The organism is Mesorhizobium album (assembly GCF_033977205.1).
Classification (GTDB): Bacteria; Pseudomonadota; Alphaproteobacteria; order Rhizobiales; family Rhizobiaceae; genus Mesorhizobium; species Mesorhizobium album.
Genome location: NZ_JAVIIW010000001.1, coordinates 81,121 through 102,648, shown reverse-complemented (window position 1 = coordinate 102,648; position 21,528 = coordinate 81,121). Strand labels below are relative to the sequence as shown.

Annotated in this window: 21 protein-coding genes; 9 read left to right on the top strand and 12 right to left on the bottom strand. The window is 64.2% G+C overall.

All coding sequences use genetic code 11. From position 1 onward, the window contains the following. Window positions 1-14: 14 nt before the first annotated feature. The 6 genes from rbfA (at window position 15) to RFN28_RS00440 (ending at window position 6,693) form a co-directional block, all read left to right on the top strand. Window positions 15-449 (top strand): 30S ribosome-binding factor RbfA, encoded by a 435-nt coding sequence (rbfA, locus tag RFN28_RS00465; RefSeq protein ID WP_320285397.1) that lies wholly within the window; start codon window positions 15-17, stop codon window positions 447-449. Further along, complete coding sequence (gene truB, locus RFN28_RS00460; RefSeq protein ID WP_320285396.1) at window positions 450-1,406, top strand: tRNA pseudouridine(55) synthase TruB; 957 nt, start codon at window positions 450-452, stop codon at window positions 1,404-1,406. 136 nt (window positions 1,407-1,542) lie between these two features. Further along, a complete protein-coding gene (gene corA, locus RFN28_RS00455) occupies window positions 1,543-2,637 on the top strand; it encodes a magnesium/cobalt transporter CorA (RefSeq protein ID WP_320285395.1) in 1,095 nt (364 codons plus the stop codon). Between the two features lie 191 nt (window positions 2,638-2,828). After that, window positions 2,829-3,098, top strand: coding sequence for a 30S ribosomal protein S15 (gene rpsO / locus RFN28_RS00450; protein WP_040973454.1), 270 nt, complete (start codon window positions 2,829-2,831; stop codon window positions 3,096-3,098). A gap of 365 nt (window positions 3,099-3,463) precedes the next feature. Next, a complete protein-coding gene (gene pnp / locus RFN28_RS00445; RefSeq protein WP_320285394.1) occupies window positions 3,464-5,614 on the top strand; it encodes a polyribonucleotide nucleotidyltransferase in 2,151 nt (716 codons plus the stop codon). Window positions 5,615-5,685: 71 nt separating this feature from the next. Next, window positions 5,686-6,693, top strand: a complete 1,008-nt coding sequence (locus RFN28_RS00440; RefSeq protein WP_320285393.1) for a class I SAM-dependent methyltransferase — start codon at window positions 5,686-5,688, stop codon at window positions 6,691-6,693. 5 nt (window positions 6,694-6,698) lie between these two features. Here RFN28_RS00440 and RFN28_RS00435 read toward each other — a convergent pair whose 3' ends face one another. The 4 genes from RFN28_RS00435 to fabA form a co-directional block, all read right to left on the bottom strand. Then, complete coding sequence (locus tag RFN28_RS00435; RefSeq protein WP_320285392.1) at window positions 6,699-8,252, bottom strand: putative bifunctional diguanylate cyclase/phosphodiesterase; 1,554 nt, start codon at window positions 8,250-8,252, stop codon at window positions 6,699-6,701. Window positions 8,253-8,353: 101 nt separating this feature from the next. Continuing rightward, window positions 8,354-9,166 carry an enoyl-ACP reductase FabI gene (fabI, locus tag RFN28_RS00430; protein WP_320285391.1) on the bottom strand — a complete coding sequence of 271 codons (813 nt, stop codon included), beginning with the start codon at window positions 9,164-9,166 and terminating at the stop codon, window positions 8,354-8,356. A 12-nt stretch (window positions 9,167-9,178) separates the two neighbouring features. Further along, on the bottom strand, window positions 9,179-10,399 hold the full coding sequence (gene fabB / locus RFN28_RS00425; RefSeq protein ID WP_320285390.1) for a beta-ketoacyl-ACP synthase I: 1,221 nt from the start codon (window positions 10,397-10,399) through the stop codon (window positions 9,179-9,181). A gap of 123 nt (window positions 10,400-10,522) precedes the next feature. After that, window positions 10,523-11,038 (bottom strand): 3-hydroxyacyl-[acyl-carrier-protein] dehydratase FabA, encoded by a 516-nt coding sequence (fabA, locus tag RFN28_RS00420; protein ID WP_040973448.1) that lies wholly within the window; start codon window positions 11,036-11,038, stop codon window positions 10,523-10,525. A gap of 245 nt (window positions 11,039-11,283) precedes the next feature. Here fabA and irrA point away from each other — a divergent pair, with 245 nt between their 5' ends. Next, complete coding sequence (irrA, locus tag RFN28_RS00415; RefSeq protein WP_040973447.1) at window positions 11,284-11,715, top strand: iron response transcriptional regulator IrrA; 432 nt, start codon at window positions 11,284-11,286, stop codon at window positions 11,713-11,715. A gap of 10 nt (window positions 11,716-11,725) precedes the next feature. Next, the gene (locus RFN28_RS00410; RefSeq protein ID WP_320285389.1) at window positions 11,726-12,106 is read left to right on the top strand and encodes a DUF4260 domain-containing protein; all 381 of its coding nucleotides are present in this window, start codon (window positions 11,726-11,728) and stop codon (window positions 12,104-12,106) included. On the opposite strand, the gene RFN28_RS00405 is transcribed toward RFN28_RS00410, so the two are convergent. Next, window positions 12,096-12,653, bottom strand: coding sequence for an SH3 domain-containing protein (locus RFN28_RS00405; protein WP_320285388.1), 558 nt, complete (start codon window positions 12,651-12,653; stop codon window positions 12,096-12,098). The two genes, RFN28_RS00410 and RFN28_RS00405, sit on opposite strands and share 11 nt — an antisense overlap. A 169-nt stretch (window positions 12,654-12,822) precedes the next feature. Here RFN28_RS00405 and RFN28_RS00400 point away from each other — a divergent pair, with 169 nt between their 5' ends. Then, window positions 12,823-13,824, top strand: a complete 1,002-nt coding sequence (locus RFN28_RS00400) for a 2-hydroxyacid dehydrogenase (protein WP_320285387.1) — start codon at window positions 12,823-12,825, stop codon at window positions 13,822-13,824. Between the two features lie 73 nt (window positions 13,825-13,897). Here the strand turns inward: RFN28_RS00400 and RFN28_RS00395 are convergent, their stop codons facing one another. The 7 genes from RFN28_RS00395 to dnaA all read right to left on the bottom strand — a co-directional run bounded on the left by RFN28_RS00395 (window position 13,898) and on the right by dnaA (window position 21,045). After that, entirely contained in the window at window positions 13,898-14,311 is a 414-nt protein-coding gene (locus RFN28_RS00395; RefSeq protein WP_320285386.1) for an aconitase X swivel domain-containing protein, read from the bottom strand. Continuing rightward, window positions 14,308-15,552 (bottom strand): aconitase X, encoded by a 1,245-nt coding sequence (locus RFN28_RS00390; protein WP_320285638.1) that lies wholly within the window; start codon window positions 15,550-15,552, stop codon window positions 14,308-14,310. Before RFN28_RS00390 ends, RFN28_RS00395 begins: the two co-directional genes overlap by 4 nt. Before the next feature lie 5 nt (window positions 15,553-15,557). Further along, complete coding sequence (locus RFN28_RS00385; RefSeq protein ID WP_320285385.1) at window positions 15,558-16,046, bottom strand: GNAT family N-acetyltransferase; 489 nt, start codon at window positions 16,044-16,046, stop codon at window positions 15,558-15,560. A 4-nt stretch (window positions 16,047-16,050) separates the two neighbouring features. Continuing rightward, complete coding sequence (locus tag RFN28_RS00380) at window positions 16,051-16,806, bottom strand: molybdopterin-synthase adenylyltransferase MoeB (protein ID WP_320285384.1); 756 nt, start codon at window positions 16,804-16,806, stop codon at window positions 16,051-16,053. A 134-nt stretch (window positions 16,807-16,940) separates the two neighbouring features. Further along, entirely contained in the window at window positions 16,941-18,101 is a 1,161-nt protein-coding gene (recF, locus tag RFN28_RS00375; protein WP_320285383.1) for a DNA replication/repair protein RecF, read from the bottom strand. Window positions 18,102-18,187: 86 nt separating this feature from the next. Beyond that, on the bottom strand, window positions 18,188-19,306 hold the full coding sequence (dnaN, locus tag RFN28_RS00370; protein WP_320285382.1) for a DNA polymerase III subunit beta: 1,119 nt from the start codon (window positions 19,304-19,306) through the stop codon (window positions 18,188-18,190). A 266-nt stretch (window positions 19,307-19,572) separates the two neighbouring features. After that, entirely contained in the window at window positions 19,573-21,045 is a 1,473-nt protein-coding gene (gene dnaA, locus RFN28_RS00365) for a chromosomal replication initiator protein DnaA (RefSeq protein WP_320285381.1), read from the bottom strand. Window positions 21,046-21,528 lie beyond the last annotated feature (483 nt).

Sequence of the window (21,528 nt, the reverse complement as noted above, 5' to 3'; positions counted from 1 at the left end):
CAGGACTGAAGAAAATGCCCCGTTCGACAACATCAGGCCCCTCCCAGCGCATGCTGCGCGTCGGCGAGCAAGTGCGCCATGCGCTGTCCGAAACGCTGCAGCGCGGCGAGATCATCGATCCGGTGATCGAGAACACCGTCGTCTCGGTGTCCGAGGTGCGCATGTCGCCCGATCTCAAGATCGCCACCGCTTTCGTTTCGCCGCTTGGCGTCGGCGACGCCGACGCCGTGGTCGGTGCGCTCAACAAGCACGCCAGATTCGTCCGCGGCCGCATCACAGGCGCGCTCAGGCAGATGAAGTACATGCCGGAGCTCCGCTTCCGGCTCGATACTTCCTTCGACAATTTCGCCAGGATCAACGAGTTGCTGAAATCGCCCGAAGTTGCGCGCGATCTCGGCCCCGATGACCGGAACGGCGACGAGAACAAAGACGACAAGGACGAGGAATAAGTGGCGCGTCGCGGCAAGAAGAAGGGCCGGCCGGTTTCCGGCTGGGTGGTGCTGGACAAGCCGGTCGGCATGGGCTCGACCGAGGCTGTCTCCAAGATCAAATGGCTGTTCCAGGCGGAGAAGGCCGGCCATGCCGGCACGCTCGATCCGTTGGCATCCGGCATGCTGCCCATCGCGCTCGGCGAGGCGACCAAGACCGTGCTTTACGTGCAGGACGGCGCCAAGATCTACCGCTTCACCGTCGCCTGGGGCGAGGAACGCTCGACCGACGACCTCGAAGGCCCGGTGACGAACAGCTCCGACCGGCGCCCGGCCGAGGCCGAGGTGAGGGCGCTGCTGCCAAAATACACCGGCATCATCATGCAGACGCCGCCGCAATTCTCGGCCATCAAGATCGCCGGCGAGCGTGCCTACGACCTCGCTCGCGACGGCGAGACGGTCGACATCCCCGCCCGCGAGATCGAGATCGGACGCCTCGATCTCGTCGAGCACAGCGGCGAGCGCAGCGTCTTCGAGGTCGAATGCGGCAAGGGCACCTATGTGCGCTCACTGGCGCGCGACATGGGCCGCGATCTCGGCTGCTTCGGCCACATCGCCGAGCTGCGCCGCGTCGAGGTCGAGCCGTTCACGGCGGACGATTTCGTCACCGTCGCCGAGCTCGAAGCGGCCCGCTTCGGCGGGAACGGCGAGAATTCGGATGAGGCCGAGGCGCCGGTCGATTTCAGCGCCATCGACGCGCTGCTGGTCGATACCGCCGTTGCGCTCGACTGCTTGCCGCAGGTGGCGGTCAGCGACGACGCTGCGACCAGGATCCGCCTCGGCAACCCCGTCATCATTCGCGGCCGCGATGCGCCGGTCGAGGCCGAGGAGGCGTGCGCCACCGCGCGCGGCAAGCTCATTGCCATCGGCGCCATCGAGCAGGGCATGTTCAAGCCCAAACGGGTCTTTGCCGGGTAACGGCGCTCGGATAGTTTCGGTCGCTGCGATTCCAGGAAAAGTGTGTAACGGTCTTCCATCCGGAATTGCGTGAAAACAGATGGTTAGAGCAGTTCGGGACCGCTGAACTGCTCTTACGTTTGCGCCGGAGAAACCCATGGCAAAGGGTGATAGCGTCGGGAAACGCGCGCCGCTGAAGATCCGCCGGCCGCCGGTTGGTGCTTCGCCCGGCACGCTGATCGCCGATCCGGCGGCGCGGCGCAGCGAGCTCAGGCTGACGCTGATCTCGCCCGAAAAATTCAAGACCATCGACAATGCCAGCATCGACGAGCTCAACACCCATTACGACCGCTGGCCGGTCGTCTGGCTGGACTGCACGGGGCTTGCCAACATCCAGCTGATCGAGGAGATCGGGCGGATCTTCAACCTGCACCCGCTGGCGCTGGAGGATGTCGTCAACAGCGGCCAGCGGCCGAAGGTGGATTTCTTCGAGGATCACGCCTTCGTCGTCATGCGCATGATCGACGATGTCACCGCCCATCGCTACGAGCAGATTGCCGTATTCTTCGGCAGGAATTTCGTCGTCACATTCCAGGAGCGCGAGGGCGACCCGTTCGATCCCGTGCGCAAGCGCATCGCGGCGGCCATGCCCAACCGCCTGCGCTCGCGCGGCGCCGACTATCTCGCCTACGCGCTGATCGATGCCATCGCCGACAGCTATTTCCCGCCGATCGAGGCGGCGAGCGAACTGGTCGACGGCATCGAGGACCAGATGCTCAACACGCCGCACAAGCATCAGATGCGGCAGCTGCACGAGTTGCGGCGCGCCGCCAACGTGCTGAAAGGCGCGCTGTGGCCGATGCGCGATACGCTGGCGACGCTGATCCGCAACGATGTGACCTTCGTGAAGGCCGAGACCAAGATCTTCTTCAACGACACGCTCGACCATTCGCTGCGGCTGATCGAGCTGGTCGAGAACCAGCGCGACATGCTGACCGGACTGATCGAGATGCATCTGTCGCTGACCCAGGCGCGCACCAACGACGTCATTTCCTATCTGACGATCGTCTCGGTGATCTTCATGCCGCTCACTTTTCTGGTCGGCGTCTGGGGCATGAACTTCGAGCCGGAAAGCTCGCCCTGGAACATGCCTGAGCTGAAAACCTATTACGGCTATCCGGCGGCCCTGTTGTTCATGGCAATTATTGCCGTCGGACTGATCGCTTTCTTCAAATGGAAGAAGTGGCTATAGCCTCCCGCAAACCTTTGTTTTGGCGGCAGGACCTGCGACAAGCCGGCTTGACATTTGGGCTGGTGTTTTGCCGGGAATTGCACTATATGCGCCGCAGCTTCGCGCCTTGACGCGTTGCTTGCACCGGCCCCCGCTGGACGACATCCCGGCCGTGGGCGTCCCGTTTCCTCGAACAGATAAGGAAAAACACGATGTCGATTACTGCCGAGCGCAAGAAGGAATTGATGGCCGAATTCGCGACCGCCAAGGGCGATACCGGTTCCCCGGAAGTCCAGGTTGCCATCCTTTCCGAGCGCATCAAGAACCTGACGGAGCACTTCAAGGACCACAAGAAGGACAACCATTCCCGCCGTGGTCTGCTTGCTCTCGTTTCCCAGCGCCGCAGCCTGCTTGATTACCTCAAGCGCAAGGACGACGCGCGCTACCAGACGCTAATCGACAAGCTCGGTCTGCGTCGCTGACGAATTGACCGGCGGGCTCTCTCCGGAGGGCCCGCCGGTCGCGCATTGGCGCATCGGATGGTCCGGTGCCCCGGTGCCGAAGAAGGAAATTTGAATTCGCGCGCGGCGCCTTCCGGAAACAGGGTTTCCGGCGTCATGCGCAAGGCCGGCCGAGCGGTCGGCCAGACCCGGTTCCGGAAGTGCAGAGGGCCATTCGGAACCGCCCATGGACGGTCATGGGGCAGGATTGCAGGATGCTCGCTCGGCAGTATGCCGGACCTGCCGAGCTTCCCGTTGTCTTGCCCGTGGCTGCCCGAAGGAAGCCAGGAAGGGATGCCCGCGACCGTGGAGACGGCGCGGTCCTTTCCGCATATGAAGGACAAGAAATGTTCAATCATCACAAAGTGGAAATCGAGTGGGGCGGCCGTCCGCTCATCCTGGAAACCGGCAAGATTGCCCGCCAGGCTGACGGCGCGGTGCTCGCCACCTACGGCGAGACCGTGGTTCTCGCCACCGTCGTTTCGATGAAGGAGCCGAAGCCCGGCCTCGATTTCTTCCCGCTCACCGTCAACTACCAGGAAAAGACCTATGCCGCCGGCAAGATCCCGGGCGGCTATTTCAAGCGCGAGGGCCGTCCGAGCGAGAAGGAAACCCTGGTTTCCCGCCTGATCGACCGCCCGATCCGCCCGCTTTTCGCCGACGGCTACAAGAACGACACGCAGATCGTCGTCACCGTCGTCCAGCACGATCTTGAAAACGATCCGGACATCCTGTCGATCGTCGCCACCTCGGCCGCGCTGACGCTCTCCGGCGTGCCGTTCATGGGCCCGATCGGCGCCGCCCGCGTCGGCTACATCAACGGCGAATATGTGCTCAACCCGCATATCGACGAGATGGAGGAATCCAAGCTCGACCTCGTCGTCGCCGGCACCGCCGACGCCGTGCTGATGGTCGAATCCGAGGCCAAGGAGCTCAGCGAGGACCTGATGCTCGGCGCCGTCATGTTCGGCCACAAGAGCTTCCAGCCGGTGATCGACGCGATCATCAAGCTGGCCGAGGTCGCCGCCAAGGATCCGCGCGACTTCACCGCGCCGGATTATTCCGAGCTCGAAGGCGAGATGCTGAAGATCGTCGGCGACGAGCTTCGCGAAGCCTACAAGATCACCGAGAAGCAGGCCCGCTATGCCGCTGTCGACGCCGTCAAGGCGAAGGTCAAGGCCGCATTCGCACCGGCCGAAGGCGAGGAGCCGAAATATTCCTCCGAGCAGATCGCAACCGTCTTCAAGGAACTCCAGGCCAAGGTCGTGCGCTGGAACATCCTCGACACCGGCTCGCGCATCGACGGCCGTGACCTCAAGACCGTGCGCAAGATCATCTCCGAGGTCGGTGTGCTGCCGCGCACCCATGGCTCGGCGCTGTTTACCCGCGGGGAGACGCAGGCTCTGGTCGTGGCCACGCTCGGCACCGGCGAGGATGAGCAGTTCGTCGATTCGCTCACCGGTATGTACAAGGAGAAGTTCCTTCTCCACTACAACTTCCCGCCCTATTCGGTTGGTGAAACCGGCCGCATGGGCTCGCCGGGCCGCCGCGAAATCGGCCACGGCAAGCTTGCCTGGCGCGCGATCCACCCGATGCTGCCTTCGGCGGACCAGTTCCCCTACACGCTGCGCGTCGTCTCGGAGATCACCGAGTCCAACGGCTCGTCCTCGATGGCGACCGTCTGCGGTACTTCGCTGGCGCTGATGGATGCCGGCGTGCCGATCGCCAAGCCGGTGGCCGGCATCGCCATGGGCCTGATCAAGGAAGGCGAGCGCTTCGCGGTGCTCTCCGACATCCTCGGCGACGAGGACCATCTCGGCGACATGGACTTCAAGGTCGCCGGCACCGCCAACGGCGTCACCTCGCTGCAGATGGACATCAAGATCGATGGCATCACCGAGGAGATCATGGGCATCGCGCTCGGCCAGGCCAAGGAAGGCCGCCTGCACATCCTCGGCGAGATGGCGCACGCCATCTCTTCTTCGCGCGCCGAGCTCGGCGAGTTCGCCCCGCGCATCGAGGTCATGCACATCCCGACCGACAAGATCCGCGACGTGATCGGCTCCGGCGGCAAGGTGATCCGCGAGATCGTCGAGAAGACCGGCGCCAAGATCAACATCGAGGACGACGGCACGGTCAAGATCGCTTCGTCCAACGCCAAGGAGATCGAGGCGGCGCGCAAGTGGATCCATACCATCGTTGCCGAGCCGGAAGTCGGCGAGATCTACGAGGGCACCGTCGTCAAGACGGCCGACTTCGGCGCCTTCGTCAACTTCTTCGGCCCACGCGACGGTCTCGTGCACATCTCGCAGCTCGCCAATGAGCGCGTCGCCAAGACCTCGGACGTCGTCAAGGAAGGCGACAAGGTCTGGGTCAAGCTGATGGGCTTCGACGAGCGCGGCAAGGTTCGCCTGTCGATGAAGGTCGTCGACCAGGCGACCGGCAAGGAGATCGTCCAGGAGAAGAAGAAGCCGGAAGGCGAGGAAGACGCCGCCTGATTGGCCTGATCGGATAGCTGAAACGGGCGCGCCGCGAGGTCGCGCCCGTTTTTGTTTGGAGAGTTATGCGAATGGCCGCGGAGCCGCTGAAAACGCTGTTTCATCCGTTCGAGGCCGAGGCGCTGCCTTTGCAGCGAAAGAACGCCCGCGTCCTGTTCCTGGGCGCTGAGCCTGGTTTCCATTTGCCCGGCGGCTTCGATGCGGCGCTGCATCTCGTGCAAGGCTTTCGGCCGCATTTTCGCGCCCTGCAGGCAGCCGGCAACACCGTCACGCCTAGGGCGGAAGGTTCAGGCTATGACGCAGCCCTCGTGCTTGCCGGCCGGCATCGCGGCCAGAACGAGCTGCGCATCGCCGAAGCCCTTGAGCGTACCCTGCCGGGCGGGTTGATCGTCGTTGCCGGCGGCAAGGACGACGGCATCGACAGCCTCCGCAAACGGATTAACGCGCTGGTGCCGCTCGAGGCCAGCCTGCCGAAACATCACGGCGTCGCCTTCTGGTTCCGCCGGGCCGGCGCCGAGGCAGGGCAGGCGCTTCGTGCTGCCAATCCCGATCTGGTCGTCGAAGGTCGCTTCCGCACCGCGCCGGGCATGTTTTCGTTCGACCGGATCGATACCGGCTCCAAGCTGCTCGCCGCGAACCTGCCCAATGATCTCAGTGGCAACGTCGCCGATTTCTGCGCCGGCTGGGGCTATCTGGCGGCGGAAGTGGCGGTGCGCTCGACGAGGCTCTCCGGCCTCGATCTCTACGAAGCCGATTTCGAAGCCCTGGAGGCGGCCAGGCTCAATGTCCGTGCCCCCATGGAGCCGCGCTTCTTCTGGACGGACCTGCTGACCGAGACGGTCGAGAGGCGCTACGACGCGATCGTCATGAACCCGCCCTTTCATAGCGGCCGGGCGGCGGAGCCCGGTATCGGCGCCGGCATCATCCGTGTCGCGTCGAAGGCGCTGAAGCCCGGAGGGCGGCTGTTCATGGTCGCCAATCGGCAGCTGCCTTACGAACAGGTGCTGGCGGCTGCCTTTTCCAGCCATGCCGAGATAGCCCGCGACGGCATGTTCAAGGTGCTTTCGGCTCGTCGCTGAGGCGATTATTGCAGGCTGACGAGGCGTGCCGGCTCGCGCGTGGCGTGGACTGGGCTTGCCTGGCCGAGCTCGATCTTGAGCGGCGCCGGCCGGCCGAACAGATAGCCTTGCACCACTTCGCAGCCGGCCGCTCGGAGCAGCGTTGCCTGGCTCTCGGTCTCGACGCCTTCGGCGATGATGCCAACGCCGAGCGCCCGCGACAGGCCGACGATCGTGGACACCACCGCGCCCGAGCTGGAATCGGTATCGATACGGCTGACAAAGGAGCGGTCGATCTTGAGCTTGCCGAACGAGAAATCGATCAGATAGCTCAGATTGGAATAGCCGGTGCCGAAATCGTCGACAGCCACCGAGATGCCCATGTCGGCGAGCTGCCGCAGTATGACGGCCGCGCGATTACGGTCCTGCATCATCGCCGTCTCGGTGACTTCGAGCTCCAGCCGCGACGGCTTGATGCCGGTCGATGCCATGGCCTCGCGCACGATGCCGACGAAGTCCTTGGTCATGAACTGGACCGGCGAGATGTTGACGGCGACGAAGCAATCCTCCGGCAGATATTGGGCGTCGCTGCAGGCCTTGCGCAGCACCCATTCGCCGATCGGATTGATCATGCCGGTTTCCTCGGCGATCGGAATGAATTCCATCGGCGCGATCATACCGCGTTCCGGGTGCTTCCAGCGGATCAATGCCTCGTAACCGATCACGCGGCCGCTCGGCAGATCGAATTGCGGCTGGTAGTGGAGATGGAAGTCGCCGCGGTCGAAGGCGGTTTTCAGCTCGGATTCGATCCATTGCCGGTAGTCCGCCACCCGTCCCATATCGGCATGGAAGACCGACCAGTTGCCGATGCCGCTTGCGCGCGCATTCTGCAGCGCCAGATTCGAGCGGCGCATGACGAGCACCGGGTCGACGCCGTCCTTCGGCATCGCCACGATGCCGACCGACATACTGACGGACTGCAGGTGCGTCTGGAGCTGGTAGGGCTCCGTCATCTGGTTGATCAGCGTTTCGAGGAACCGTTCAAGCGATCCCCGGATCTCGCGGTCCGGCAGGAGCACGGCGAATTCGCCGGCGCCGATGCGCCCGATCACCGCATCCTGCGGCATGCTCTCCCTCAGCCTTCTGGTGAAGGCGCGGATCAGCTCGTCGCCATGGCTGTAGCCAATGGCGTCGTTGATCTGCTTGAAGCGGTCGATGTCTATATCGATCAGGTAGACCGGTTCGCCGGTCTCGACCGTTTCCGCTGCAGCCGCGGCGACCTTTCCGACAATCGCCTGGCGCGACAGCGCGCCGGTCAGCTTGTCGAAATGCGTTTCCTTGAAGACGTAGTCGGCCGATTCATCGACGCCCGCGAAGAAGGAGAGCGCGGCGCCACCGGCTGAAAGGGCGCAGAGCGCGGCGACGACACCCCCTACCGTTTCCGCCGGCAAGCCGCCCAGACCGCCGCCGAGACCGAGCTGGAGGCCCCAGAGTCCGAGGATAAAACTGCCCATGCCCGAGCTGGCGACGGTGATCAGCCGGAACAGCGGTGTTCGCTTCGGGTTGCTGACTGCACGCATGCAAGGTCCCTGTACTACAGGACCTCCTAGCGGAAATCTCCTTAAAATGGGTTTCCGCCGATGCGCTCAATTTTACTGGAAAGAGCTTTTTCGTTAGCGAATTATTCGCGGCCGCCGTCGTTCTGCTTCAGCTCATCGAGCGTCGGCATGGAGACGATGTGGTAGCCGCTATCGACATAGTGGATCTCGCCGGTGACCCCCGAAGACAGATCGGAGAGCAGGTAGAGCGCCGAGCCACCGACCTCGTCGATGGTCACCGTGCGCCGCAGCGGCGAATTGCGCTGCTGATAGGAAAACATATGGCGTGCGTCGGAAACGCCGGAGCCGGCGAGCGTCCGCACCGGACCTGCCGAGATGCCGTTCACCCGGATGCCGCGCGGGCCGTAGTCGTTGGCGAGATAGCGCACGCTGGCCTCTAGCCCGGCCTTGGCGACACCCATGACATTGTAGTTCGGCATGACACGCACCGACCCGGCATAGGTCAGGGTGATCATCGAGCCGCCATTCGTCATCAGCGCGGCGGCATTGCGGGCGACCTCGGTGAAGGAATAGCAGGAGATCACCATGGTGCGGACGAAGTTGTCGCGGCTGGTGTCGGCGTAGAGGCCCTTGAGCTCGTTCTTGTCGGAAAAGCCGATGGCGTGGACCACGAAATCCAGTCCGCCCCAGGCCTCGCGGAGTGTTTCGAAGGTGGCGGTGACAGAGGCGCTGTCCTCGACGTCGCACGGCACGACCAGCGAGGCGCCAAGCTTCTCGGCAAGCGGCTTGACCCGCCGGCCGAAGGCATCGCCCTGGTAGGTGAAGGCCAGTTCCGCTCCATGCTCGGACAATTTTTTGGCGATGCCCCAGGCGATCGAATGATCGTTGGCAACCCCCATGACAAGCCCGCGCTTGCCCTTCATCAGCCCGTCCATGTCCGGCAATCCTTATGCGGAAAAGCGCTGGAAAATCAGCGTTGCGTTGGTGCCACCGAAGCCGAAGGAATTGGACAAAACGGTGTCGATCCTGGCGTTGTCGATGCGCTTGCGCACGATCGGCATGCCCTCGAACTCCGGATCGAGCTCCTCGATATGGGCGCTCTCGCCGATGAAGCCGCCCTGCATCATCAGGATCGAGTAGATTGATTCCTGGACACCGGCGGCGCCCAGCGAATGGCCGGTGAGGGACTTCGTCGAGGTGATGAACGGCATCTTGTCGCCGAACACCTCGCGGATGGCACCCATTTCCTTGGAATCGCCGACCGGCGTCGAAGTGCCGTGGGTGTTGATGTAGTCGACCGGCGAAGACACTGTGGCAAGCGCCTGCCGCATGCAGCGCACCGCGCCTTCTCCCGAAGGAGCGACCATGTCGTAGCCGTCGGAGGTCGCGCCGTAGCCGACGATCTCGGCATAGATCTTGGCGCCGCGCGCCTTGGCGTGCTCCAGCTCCTCCAGCACCAGCACGCCCGCGCCGCCGGCGATGACGAAGCCGTCGCGGTTCACGTCATAGGCGCGGGAAGCGGTCGATGCCTTGTCATTGAATTTCGACGACATGGCGCCCATGGCATCGAACAGGTCCGACATCGTCCAGTCGAGATCCTCATGGCCGCCGGCAAACATCATATCCTGCTTACCCCACTGGATCAGCTCGTAGGCGTTGCCGATGCAATGCGCCGAGGTCGAGCAGGCCGACGAGATCGAGTAGTTGACGCCGTGGATCTTGAACCAGGTGGCCAAAGTGGCCGAAGCCGTCGACGACATCGCCTTCGGCACGGCGAACGGGCCGATGCGCTTCGGGCTGCCGTTCTTGAGCGTGGTTTCGGCGGCTTCGACGATGGTCCTGGTCGACGGCCCGCCGGAGCCCATGACAATGCCGGTCCGCTCATTGGTGATGTCGCTTTCGCCGAGGCCGGCATCCGCGATCGCCTGATCCATGGCGACATGGTTCCAGGCAGCGCCCTGGCTCAGGAAGCGCATGGCGCGGCGGTCGATCATCGGCGACGGGTCGAGCGTCGGCGCACCCCACACCTGGCAGCGGAAGCCGTGCTCGGCGAAGGAATTGGAAAAGCTGATGCCGGACTTGGCATCGTAAAGCGAGGCCTGCACTTCATTGGCGTTGTTGCCGATCGACGACACAATGCCGAGGCCTGTCACTACGACACGTCTCATTCGCAACTCCTTCCGGCGTATTCCGGCGGAAACCTAGTCGGTTTTCGCCTTCGATCATACGCAAAATAAACTACTGCGGCGTCCTTGCGCATCTGTCGGACACGGAGCCGTGGCGAAAAACGATCAGGCGGCCGACTGCTTGGACAGGCCGACTTTCAGATCCGTTGCCGCGTATATGGGTTCGCCGTCCGCCTTGAGCCAGCCATCGGCGATGCCGAGCACAAGGCGGCCGCGCATCACGCGCTTGAAGTCGACGCCGTATTCGACCTTCTTGACCGACGGCGTCACCATGCCTTTGAACTTCACCTCACCGGTCGACAGCGCCATGCCCTTGCCCGGCTCGCCGAGCCAGCCGAGGTAGAAGCCGGTCAACTGCCACATGGCGTCGAGGCCGAGGCAGCCCGGCATGATCGGGTTGCCGATGAAATGACAGGCGAAGAACCATAGATCCGGCTTGATGTCGAATTCGGCGCGGATGAAGCCCTTGTCGAAGGCGCCGCCGGTCTCGCGGATCTCGGTGATCCGGTCGAACATCAGCATCGGCGGATAGGGCAGCTGGGCGTTTCCGGGTCCGAACAGCTCGCCGCGGGCGCAGGCAAGCAGTTCCTCGTAATCGTAGCTGGACTTTTGACCCGCCATTAACTCCGTCCCCGTTCTCGTTCCGGGCGGCAGGGCGCCCATGTCCTTGGTTTCCTAACACACTCTGTTTGCGCCCGGAAACCGGCGTTTGCGCTTAACCCGTGCGCCTGCCTGGGTCAATGCGCGCTATTGATCGCATTTGGGCGACAGAATATATGTCGGGAGGTGTCCAGTTTTTGGCATTGACGTCTTTTTGCCGCTCTGGACCTGTTTAGGGGGCTGAGCCACGAGCTTCGACGGGATAGATGGATTCGGGCTGCCGGAAGGAAAATGTTGCTGTGGACAAGCGGGTTCGCGAAGCCGGCCTGAGGCCGACGCGTCAGCGCATCGCGCTGGCCGATCTGCTTTTCGCCAAGGGCGACCGGCATCTCTCGGCCGAGGAGCTGCACGAAGAGGCGATTGCCGCCGGCGTGCCGGTTTCGCTGGCGACCGTCTACAATGCGCTGCATCAGTTCACCCAGGCCGGCCTGCTGCGCATCCTCGCGGTCGAAGGGTCGAAGACCTATTTCGACACCAACACCTCCGATCATCACCACTTCTACGTCGAGGGCGAGAACCGCATCTTCGATATCGCCAGCGGCCCGGTGAGCGTCTCCAACCTGCCGGAGCCCCCGGAAGGCATGGAAATCGCCAACGTCGACATCGTGGTGAGGCTGCGCCCGAAGCGCCGCGGCTGATCCGCCCGCGATGAGACCTGTCGATCTGGCAGTCCGGCTTGAATGGGGCGCAGCCGCGGTGGCGGCCATGCTCTTTTACAAGATGATCGGCATCTCCTGGTGGCTGTTTGCGCTGCTCATCCTGGCGCCGGACCTGTCGATGCTCGGATACCTCGCCGGCCCGCGGATCGGTGCGGTGGCCTACAACGCCCTGCACATCCTGATAGCCCCGATCGCGCTTGCGCTTGTAGGCATCCTGTTTGCCGGTCCGGTCACGACAGCGGTGGCGCTGATCTGGATCGCCCACATAGCCATCGACCGCTCCCTAGGCTACGGTCTGAAACTGCCCACAGGTTTTCAGGACACGCATCTCGGTCGCATCGGACGCGACCGGGCCAGGATCAATTCTTGAACTTTTCGCCGGGATAGGCGCCCCAGACCTGGGACTGGGCCATCCAGCCGGTATGGCCCTCGAAGGTCATTTCGCACCACTGGCCGTCGCATTTCTTGATCGAGCCTATCACTCCTGGCTCGACGATGGCGACGACGCCCGCATCCTTGTCGGGCTCGTCGAGCAGATTGATTCGGCCGCCCTTGCCGCGCTGCCAGGGCGCGACGATTGCCGTGCGGCGGCCCGAAAGCAGCGACTGGTTGATCCAGCCCTCTGATCCGTCGGCATCGCGCACGCGGCGCCAGGTGTCGAATTCCTGGATCACTTCCATCGGCAGCCCGGCCTTCATGTACATCCAGTTGACCGAATAATTGGCGCCGGGGCCGACGCGCGCGTTGACCCGGGCCGGTTTAAGGCTGACGAAACGCGGCAGCGGTAGCCCGCTCGGCCCGAGCGTCACCGTTTGTGCGGGCGCTGCCGCGCTCTGCGCGGATGCCTGTGGCACGCAAAGCAAAGCGCCGAGGACGGCTGCGCTGAAAGCCAGGCGAAGCGACGCGAAACCAGACACCTTCATTCCTTTCGGCGCCGGTCCGTCGGGATGAGCGCCCCTTTTTCTTTGTCTTCGGCGGCACTGCTTGTTACAGGAGTGGGCTGATGCCGCGACTGGCTATAAGTTTCGCCTGTCTTGGTTAAAGAGGTCTCAACGAGATCGGTTTCGAGGAAGCTTCGGGGATACAATGGCAGGCAAAAAACGGCCCCTCGTCGTCATCACGCGCAAGCTGCCCGATCCGGTCGAGACACGCATGCGCGAGCTGTTCGATGCGCGTCTCAACGTCGAGGACCGGCCGATGACCCAGCCTGAGCTGGTCGCGGCGGTCAAGGAAGCCGACGTTCTCGTCCCGACCATCACCGACCATATCGATGCCGCGCTGATCGCCCAGGCCGGCGAGAACCTGAAGCTGATCGCCAATTTCGGCAATGGCGTCGACAAGATCGACGTCGCGGCGGCGGCCAAGAAGGGAATCACCGTCACCAACACGCCGAATGTGCTCACCGAAGACACCGCCGACATGACCATGGCGCTGATGCTTGCCGTGCCGCGGCGGCTCACCGAAGGCGCCAATGTGCTCACCGGCGAGAAGAAATGGGCCGGCTGGTCGCCGACCTGGATGCTCGGCCGCCGCATCTGGGGCAAGCGGCTCGGCATCGTCGGCATGGGCCGCATCGGCACGGCGGTCGCCAGGCGTGCCAAGGCGTTTGGCCTCTCCATCCACTACCACAATCGCCATCGCGTGCTGCCGGCGGTCGAGGACGAGCTGGAAGCGACCTACTGGGAAAGCCTCGACCAGATGCTCGCCCGCATGGACATCATCTCGGTCAACTGCCCGTCGACGCCGGCGACCTTCCATCTCTTGTCCGCCCGGCGCCTGGCGCTGATGCAGCCCACGGCTTACATCGTCAACACCGCGCGCGGCGACATCATCGATGAGGAATCGCTGGTCAAGCTGATCCAGGACGGCAAGATCGCCGGCGCCGGCCTCGACGTCTACGAGCATGAGCCGGCGCTGAACAGCAAGCTGTTGCGGCTCGCCCACAAGGGCAAGGTCGTTCTTCTGCCCCATATGGGCTCGGCCACGCTCGAAGGCCGCATCGACATGGGCGAGAAGGTGATCATCAACATTCGCGCCTTCTTCGACGGCCACCGCCCGCCGGACCGCGTGCTGCCGCTCAGGACCTGACGCATGTCGCCCAAAAGTGTCCAGCGGTTTTGGGAAAACGACATGCGTGAATACAAAGACTTAAAGCGGTTGATCAGGCGGCGACGGTAAGAGTGCCGTCTTCGGCGACGTTCACGCTGGTTCCGCGATAGCTGTCGAACGCGCCGCGCCCAAGCCGCACCGCCACCGGCGTCTCCCAGCCCATTTCCCGGGCGACGATCAGCCCGAGCAGCAGGATGGCGTCCGGTTCGTGCAACACGAGTGCGGCCGGCGCGCGGCCGTTGTGGACCAGCTCCATCAGCACGGCCGAAGCCGATGACGAGCCGATCGTGCCCGGCAGGAACAGCACGCGGCCGGAAATCGCCTCGCCATGCTGCGGATGGCGCACGTCGGCGATGCGGCCGCTCTGAGGGTCGACGCCGCCCCAGAAGCTGATCGGCGCCGTCAGCACCAGCGCTTCGCCTTTACCGGCCTTGCCCGGCACCAGGATTTCGGCGGCGGCGCTCATGCGGCGATATCCGTGAAGCGCGGCTTGCCGGCGACCGCGCTTTCGACGCAGTCGGCGAGCGAGGCGTAGAGCACCGCATAGCCGGTGTTGCCGGGGGCGTAATGCGCGAATTTGCCCGAATTGGTCATCAGCACGCCGCCTGCCAGCTCCGGCATGATCGGCGTCACCACCACGCAGGTGTCGGCGACGATGACGACGCCGCTTGCTTCGAGCCGCTTCCGCCGCCCGTCCTGTTCCAGCAAGCCAAGCACATGACGGCCGGTGCAGGCATAGATCGGCACGGCAAGCCGTCTTCCGGCGATCAGCCGCTCCAGCATGTCGAATTCGGCTGAGGACAGATGCGGGCTGCCGATCGCCACCGCATCGATCGTCTCGGCCGTTGCGGCGGTCGACAGGTCGGCGCGCGCCTTCGCCACCATCTGCGGCGTGACACGGACCACCGCCCCCGGTCCCGGCTCCGCCAGGATAGTTTCGACCTCGGAAGCCTCGGGCGTCACTCCGGCAATGTGGAAGAGCCCGACCGCGCCGGACGATGCCGCCGCAGCGCCGAAGGCCTTCAGCGCGTCCTCGCCAGGATAATTGGTAATGCCCGTGACCACACCGACCGCATCGCCGACCTCGCGGCCATAGAGGCTGCCCAGCACCGGCCAGGCGATCTCGGAAGCGAGGAAGGAAGGCGAAAGGCCGGAGACGTCGAATATCAGCCGCGCTCTGCGGTTCTCCGGGCGATGCAGGCCATAATCCGGCGCCCGGCCGGTGATGGCGCAGGCAATGTCGAGGAAATCGCCATAACGGTTCGTGCGCGCGCCCAGCACCGAATTGCAGAACACCACGGCATTGGATTCGCCCCAGGCGACATCGCTGCCCTTCGCTGGTCTGTGCCCGGCCTGATAGGGCGCGCAGGTCCAGCTCTGCTCGCAGCCGAGCTCGCGATAGGCCTCCATCATCCGCCGCGCCATGCCGCGCTGCGGCTCCTCCAGGCGGATGCGCGAGCAGCCCATCAGGTCGAGCGCTCCGACATTGAGCGTCGCGCGCACCGTGACTCTGGCGCCGCCCTCGACCAGCCGCTCGGCGAACAGCGTGCCGGAATCGCCGTGATAGAGCGCGCCGTCGATATGCGCCGAGGCGATTGGGATAAGCCGCGGAGCACCGAGCAGCCGCGCACTCTCGGCGACGATGCGCATTGCCATGGCGGCGCCGTCGCTGCCGGCGGCGATCGCTTGTTCTTGCGGGCTGAGCACGAGGCTCAAGACAGCACCTTGCGCATGGTGATCGAGGTCGGCCGGTCGTAACCCTCATGCGCCGTGCGCCCTGCCTCGCGAAAGCCGAGCCGGGCGAAGGCGGCATGGTTCGCTGTCAGCTCGATGCGCGTCTGCAGCTCGATGGCCTGCTTGCCGCGCCGGCGAGCAAGATCCTCGACGGCCTGCATCAGCCGCCCGCCTATGCCCCGACCCTGAAGGCCGGGCTCGACGGCAAGCTTGCCGACATAGAAATCCCTCTCCCTCTCCAGCGCGAAGATGCAGCCGACGATCGGGCCGTTCTCCACTGCCAGGAACCCCGTCTCCTGCCCCGCCTTGCGCCTGAGGCTTTCCGGTGTCAGCAGATGCGCCGAGGACGGCGGGTCGATGACGCCGTCCATATAGGCGAAGGCGCGCAGGATCAGCGCCAGCAATTCGTCCCATTGCGCGAAGTCCGGCGGAAGTTCGGTGACAAGGGTTGTTGCCAACTGGTCCATCGGTTCAGACTGCCTTGTAGCGGACGGTGTCGAAGCGGGCGGTGAGTCCGTCATAAAGCAGCAGCCGGCCGACCAGCGGCTCGCCGATGCCGGCGATCAGCTTGATCGTCTCCATCGCCTCCAGCGTGCCGATGACGCCCGTCAGCGCGCCGACGATGCCGGCAACGGCGCAGGACGGCACCAGCCCTTCGGGCGGCGCTTCCGGGAAAAGGTCGCGGTAGCTTGGATTGCGCTTGCCGTCGGCGCCGGTCTCATATGGCTTCAGCACCGTCACCGAGCCGTCGAAGCGGCCGACGGCTGCGGTGACCAGAGGCTTCTTTTCCTGGGCGCATGCATCGGCCAGCGCATAGCGTGTCGCGAAATTGTCGGAGCCGTCGACGATGACATCGTAGCCAGCGACGAGGGCAGGGGCGTTTTGCGCCGTCAGCCGTAGGCGATGCAGTTCAACCGCGACATTGGGGTTGATGCGCATGATCGCCGCCGAGGCGCTGTCGGTCTTTGCCATGCCGATCGTGTCGCTGCCATGGATCACCTGCCGCTGCAGGTTGGACAGCGAGACATCGTCGTCGTCGACGATGCCGAGCGTGCCGACGCCGGCGGCAGCAAGATATTCCAGCACCGGAGCGCCGAGCCCGCCGGCGCCGATCACCAGCACCCGCGCCCGCTTCAGCTTCTGCTGGCCGGCGCCGCCGATTTCGGGCAGCACGATGTGGCGGGCATAGCGTTCGAGCTCTTCGTCGTTGAGGGCGGCATTCGTCATGGGCGGACCTTATAGCTGGTGCAGAGCCTTGTCATGTACGGGCAAGGCAAAGCCTTGTCCCGCAGGAAAGTACGGGCAAGGCGAAGCCTTGTCCCGAAGGGCAGGCGCTGGCGCCCGTTGCCTCCTTCAAGTGTTTAGCCGGTTGGTCCGACGCTCCCGTGGTCGACCGTCAGGAACTGGGCGCGTCCGGCTAGGCTGGAAAACAGCGCCGCATCGGTGCCGGTCATGAAGGCCTGGCAGTTCAGTTCCTCGAGGATGGAGAACAGCGCCGCGCGCCGTCCGCTGTCCAGGTGCGCGGCGATCTCGTCGAGCAGCAGGATCGGCGTCAGCCCCGACATCTCGCCGGTCAGCCTCGCATGCGACAGCACGATGCCGACCAGAAGCGCCTTCTGCTCGCCGGTCGAGCAGAGTTCGGCCGGCATCGACTTCGGCCGGTGGCGGACCACGAGGTCCGACCGGTGCGGACCATCCAGCGTGCGGCCCGCGGCGCGGTCGCGCTCGCGGCCATCGGCAAGTGCCGCGCGGAACCGCTCCTCGACATCGACCGCCGGCGTGACGGCGATCTCGCTCTCCAATTCGCCGGAGAGGCTGATGTCGGCCTGCGGGAACGGGCCGCTGCCGGGCAACCTGTCGATCATGGCGGCGAGCAGGCGCACCAGTTCCGCCCGCGCCGCGGCGATCGCCACTCCGGTTTCGGCCATTTGGGTCTCGATCGCATCGAACCAGCCGCTGTCTCGCGAGCCTTCCGTAAGCAAACGGTTACGGCCGCGCATCGCCTTTTCATAATCCAGCGCCCGCTGCCCATGGCCGGGGTCGATCGCCAGCACAAGCCGGTCGAGAAAGCGGCGGCGGTCGGCGGCCGGTCCTGGAAACAGCCCGTCCATTGCCGGCGTCAGCCAGACAACCCTCAGCCATTCCAGCATATCCTCGGCCGACTTCGCCGGCGCGCCGTTGATGCGCACGCGTCTGCCGCCTTCTCCCGCACCGTCGCCGCCGGAGATGCCGGTGCCGATTTCGACCTGGCCTTCCGGCCCCTCGATCCGGGCATGCAAGGCAAAGCCGCCATCGCCGCCCTCGCGCGCCACGTCGGCATAGGGTGCGCGGCGCAGCCCGCGTCCCGGCGTCAGCAGCGAGATGGCTTCAAGCAGATTGGTCTTGCCGGCGCCATTGTCGCCTGACAGCACCACGGCACCAGGTTGGAGCTCAAGCAAAAGCCCCGCATAGTTGCGGAAATTGGTAAGTGTTAACTTACTTATATAGCTTTGCTGCCGAAGCTGTTTGCTATCCTCGGTCACGGCGACATGTGAGGCCCGCTAGAGCAATTCCAGGAAAAGTGCATAGCGGTTTTCCGTCCGGAATTGCGTCAACAAAGAGACAAAGCCTACACCCGCATCGGCATCAGTACGTAGAGCGCGGTCTCGTCGGCCATGTCGTGGATGAGCGTCGGCGATCCGGCATCCGCCAGCATGAACTTCGCCTCCGAGCCGGTGAGCTGGGCCGCGACATCGAGCAGATATTTGGCGTTGAAGCCGATCTCGATCGGGTCGGACGAGTAGTCGGCCGCCAGCTCCTCGGTGGCGCTGCCTGAATCCGGATTGTTGACGGCGAGCGTGAGCTGGCCGTCATTGATCGACATTTTCACCGCCCGGCCGCGCTCGGACGAAATCGTCGAGACGCGGTCGACGGCGGCGGCGAAGCTCTGGCGGTCGATGATCAGCTTCTTGTCGTTGCCGGTCGGGATCACCCGCTGATAGTCGGGGAAGGTGCCGTCGATCAGCTTCGAGGTCAGGATGACACTGCCGATGGTGAAGCGGATCTTAGTGTCGGACAGTTCGGTGGTCACCGCCACGTCCGGGTCGTCGACCAGCTTTTGCAGCTCACTCACCGTCTTGCGCGGAATGATGATGCCCGGCATGCCTTCGGAGCCTGCCGGCGCGTCGATCTCGGCGCGCGCCAGGCGGTGCCCGTCGGTGGCGACCGAGCGCAGTTTCAGCTTGCCGCCTACTTCCACCGTGTGCAGGAAAATGCCGTTGAGATAGTAGCGCGTCTCTTCAGTTGAGATCGCGAACTGGGTCTTCTCGATCAGTCCTTTGAGCGCCACCGAGTCGAGCCGGAAGATGTGTGAGAACGAACCGGCCGAAAGCTCCGGGAAATCGGACTGCGGCAGGCACTGCAGGCGGAAGCTGGAGCGGCCCGACGTGACCGTCATCGCATTGCCGTCCTCGTCGGTCTTCAGCATCACCTCGGCGCCGTCGGCGAGCTTGCGCACGATGTCGTAGAGCAGATGTGCCGGGACCGTCGTGGCGCCGCCGCGCTCGACCTTGGCGGGCGTGGCCTCCGTCACTTCGAGGTCGAGGTCGGTCGCTTTCATCTCGAGGCTGCCGCCTTCAGCGCTGAGCAGCACATTCGACAGGATCGGTATAGTGTTGCGCCGCTCCACCACGCGGTGAACGTGGTTGAGGGACTTCAGGAGGTTGGACCGTTCCAGGATAACACGCATGACGAAACAGGCTCGCTTCAATGAATGAGCGGGTCACCGGGGAGCGGCATCCCGCGTAGCTCCGAAAAGCTCAGAATCTGTGTAAGCTGACAGTAAAAAGCCTGCAAGCGCAAGCCCGTGGCACCGGTTCCGGCCGGTTGCGCGGGCTTTCTGGGGATAAAGCCGGCGAAGCGCCCGGCCCGGTATACACGACCCGGAAAACCAAGACTTAAAGCGCGTCGCTCGAATCCGTTCCGACGCGACGCGCTTTGGCGTTGCCGGATTGCTCAGGCCTGCTCGTTGATCAGCCTCCTGAGCAGCTCGAGTTCCTGCGCCAGCGTGTTGTCGGCACCGGAAAGGTCCTCGATCTTGCGCACGGCGTGCAGCACCGTCGTGTGGTCGCGGCCGCCGAAACGCCGCCCGATTTCCGGCAGCGAGCGCGGCGTCATCACCTTCGACAGATACATCGCCACCTGCCGCGGCTTGACGATGGTGCGCGTGCGCCGATTGGAGAGCAGCTCCGTCTTCGATACGTTGTAGTGGCGCGCCACGATGCGCTGGATGTCCTCGATGCGCACTCGCTTCGGCTCGCCCGAGCGGTAGATGTGGCCGAGGATCTCATCGATGCGGTCGATGGTGATCTGCGGCTCGAAGGACTGGCGGAACAGAAGCTGGTTGAAGGCGCCTTCGAGTTCGCGCCCGCTGCCCGTCACCGTGCGGGCGACGTGATCGAGGATCTCGTCTGAGATCTCGAGCGAGGCATCGTCGATCTTGGCGGTGGCAAGGCGCAGCTTCAGCATGCCGAGGCGCATGGCGAAGTCCGGCGCCGACATTTCGAGCGCCACGCCGCCATTGAGGCGCGAGCGCACGCGCGGCTCCAGCGATTCCAATTCCGACGGCGGCCTGTCGGCGGCCACCACCACCTGCTTGGCGCTGTCGAGCAGCATGTTGATCAGGTGGCAGAACTCATGCTGGATCGACTTGCCCTGCAGGAATTGCATGTCGTCGATGATCAGCAGGTCGATGTCGCGCAGCTGCTCCTTGAGGGTGAGCGCATTGTTGTCGCGGATCGCAGTGGCGAAGCGCCACATGAAATATTCCGCCGTCAGATAGACGACGCGTGACTTCGGATTGTGGCGCAGCGATTCCGCCGCGATCGCCTGCAAAAGATGCGTCTTGCCCAGCCCGACGGTCGCGTGAAGGAAGAGCGGGTTGAAGCGCACCGCGCTCGACTGCGATTCCGCCACCGCCTTGGCCGCCGCGAAGGCCACCCGGTTCGAGGGCCCTTCGATGAAGGAGGCGAAAGTGTAGCGCGGGTCGAGCGGCGACCCCAGCACATTGTGCCGGAATTCGGTCTCCACCGGCGCGCCCTGGCGAGGCGCGGGCGTACGTTCCACGCGGGCGGCGCTCGCGGTGCCGGCGGAGAGCGCGGTCTGCGTCTGCTTGGTCATCTTGCGCGCCGGCGCGATCTCCGGCTCGACATTGTTGCGGCCTTGGCGCGTCGCGGTCCGCACGACGATCTCGATCTTGAGAAGATCGGGATCCTCATGCCTCCACAGTTCGGCGATAAGATCGAGATAGTGGCCGTTGATCCACGAGCGCAGGAAGGCCGTGGGCACCGAGATACGAACAATGCCGCGCGAAGCCTCGGCAACCTTCATGCGGCCGAACCAGCTCGAATAGACCTCGGCTCCCAGACGCGCCTTCAGCTGGGCCTTGACCCGCTCGAACTTCTGTTCAGCGACGCTGGATGCCGTCATATCGTCCCCTCCGACGAAAGTTGTAGGGAATGGGAGTTCGCTCGCTATCTCCCGTTCGATGCCGCTCTGCATGTTCGCGTTCCTTGTCTTCTCGTACCCTTTTTTCGCCGGGAGTGCGCCTCCTGCACCCTGGGTCCAGCGACGTTTTTCGCTGCGCCTCCATCGCCGCCGCCGGCGATATCGTAGCAACGATGCGCAAGGGACCAATGCCGGCTCTCGCAAGCCGGCTTGAACACGTCAGGGCAATACAACATCCTCCGGCGAAAACGCCGGCGCGACGTTGACCTGCTATGTTACAATTACGCCAGTCCCCTACCCACCGAAGAGACAAACCAAGCCACGCGCGGAATTGCTCCACGTCATGAATTCCGCCACTTTTTGCTGGCCGATTCAGGCTGGGTCAAGGGCGAGTGCCCGTCCCTTCGATGGATGGACATTACCGAAATCGCTGTGGATAGGGCAAGGCCACGTCTAACCGATTTT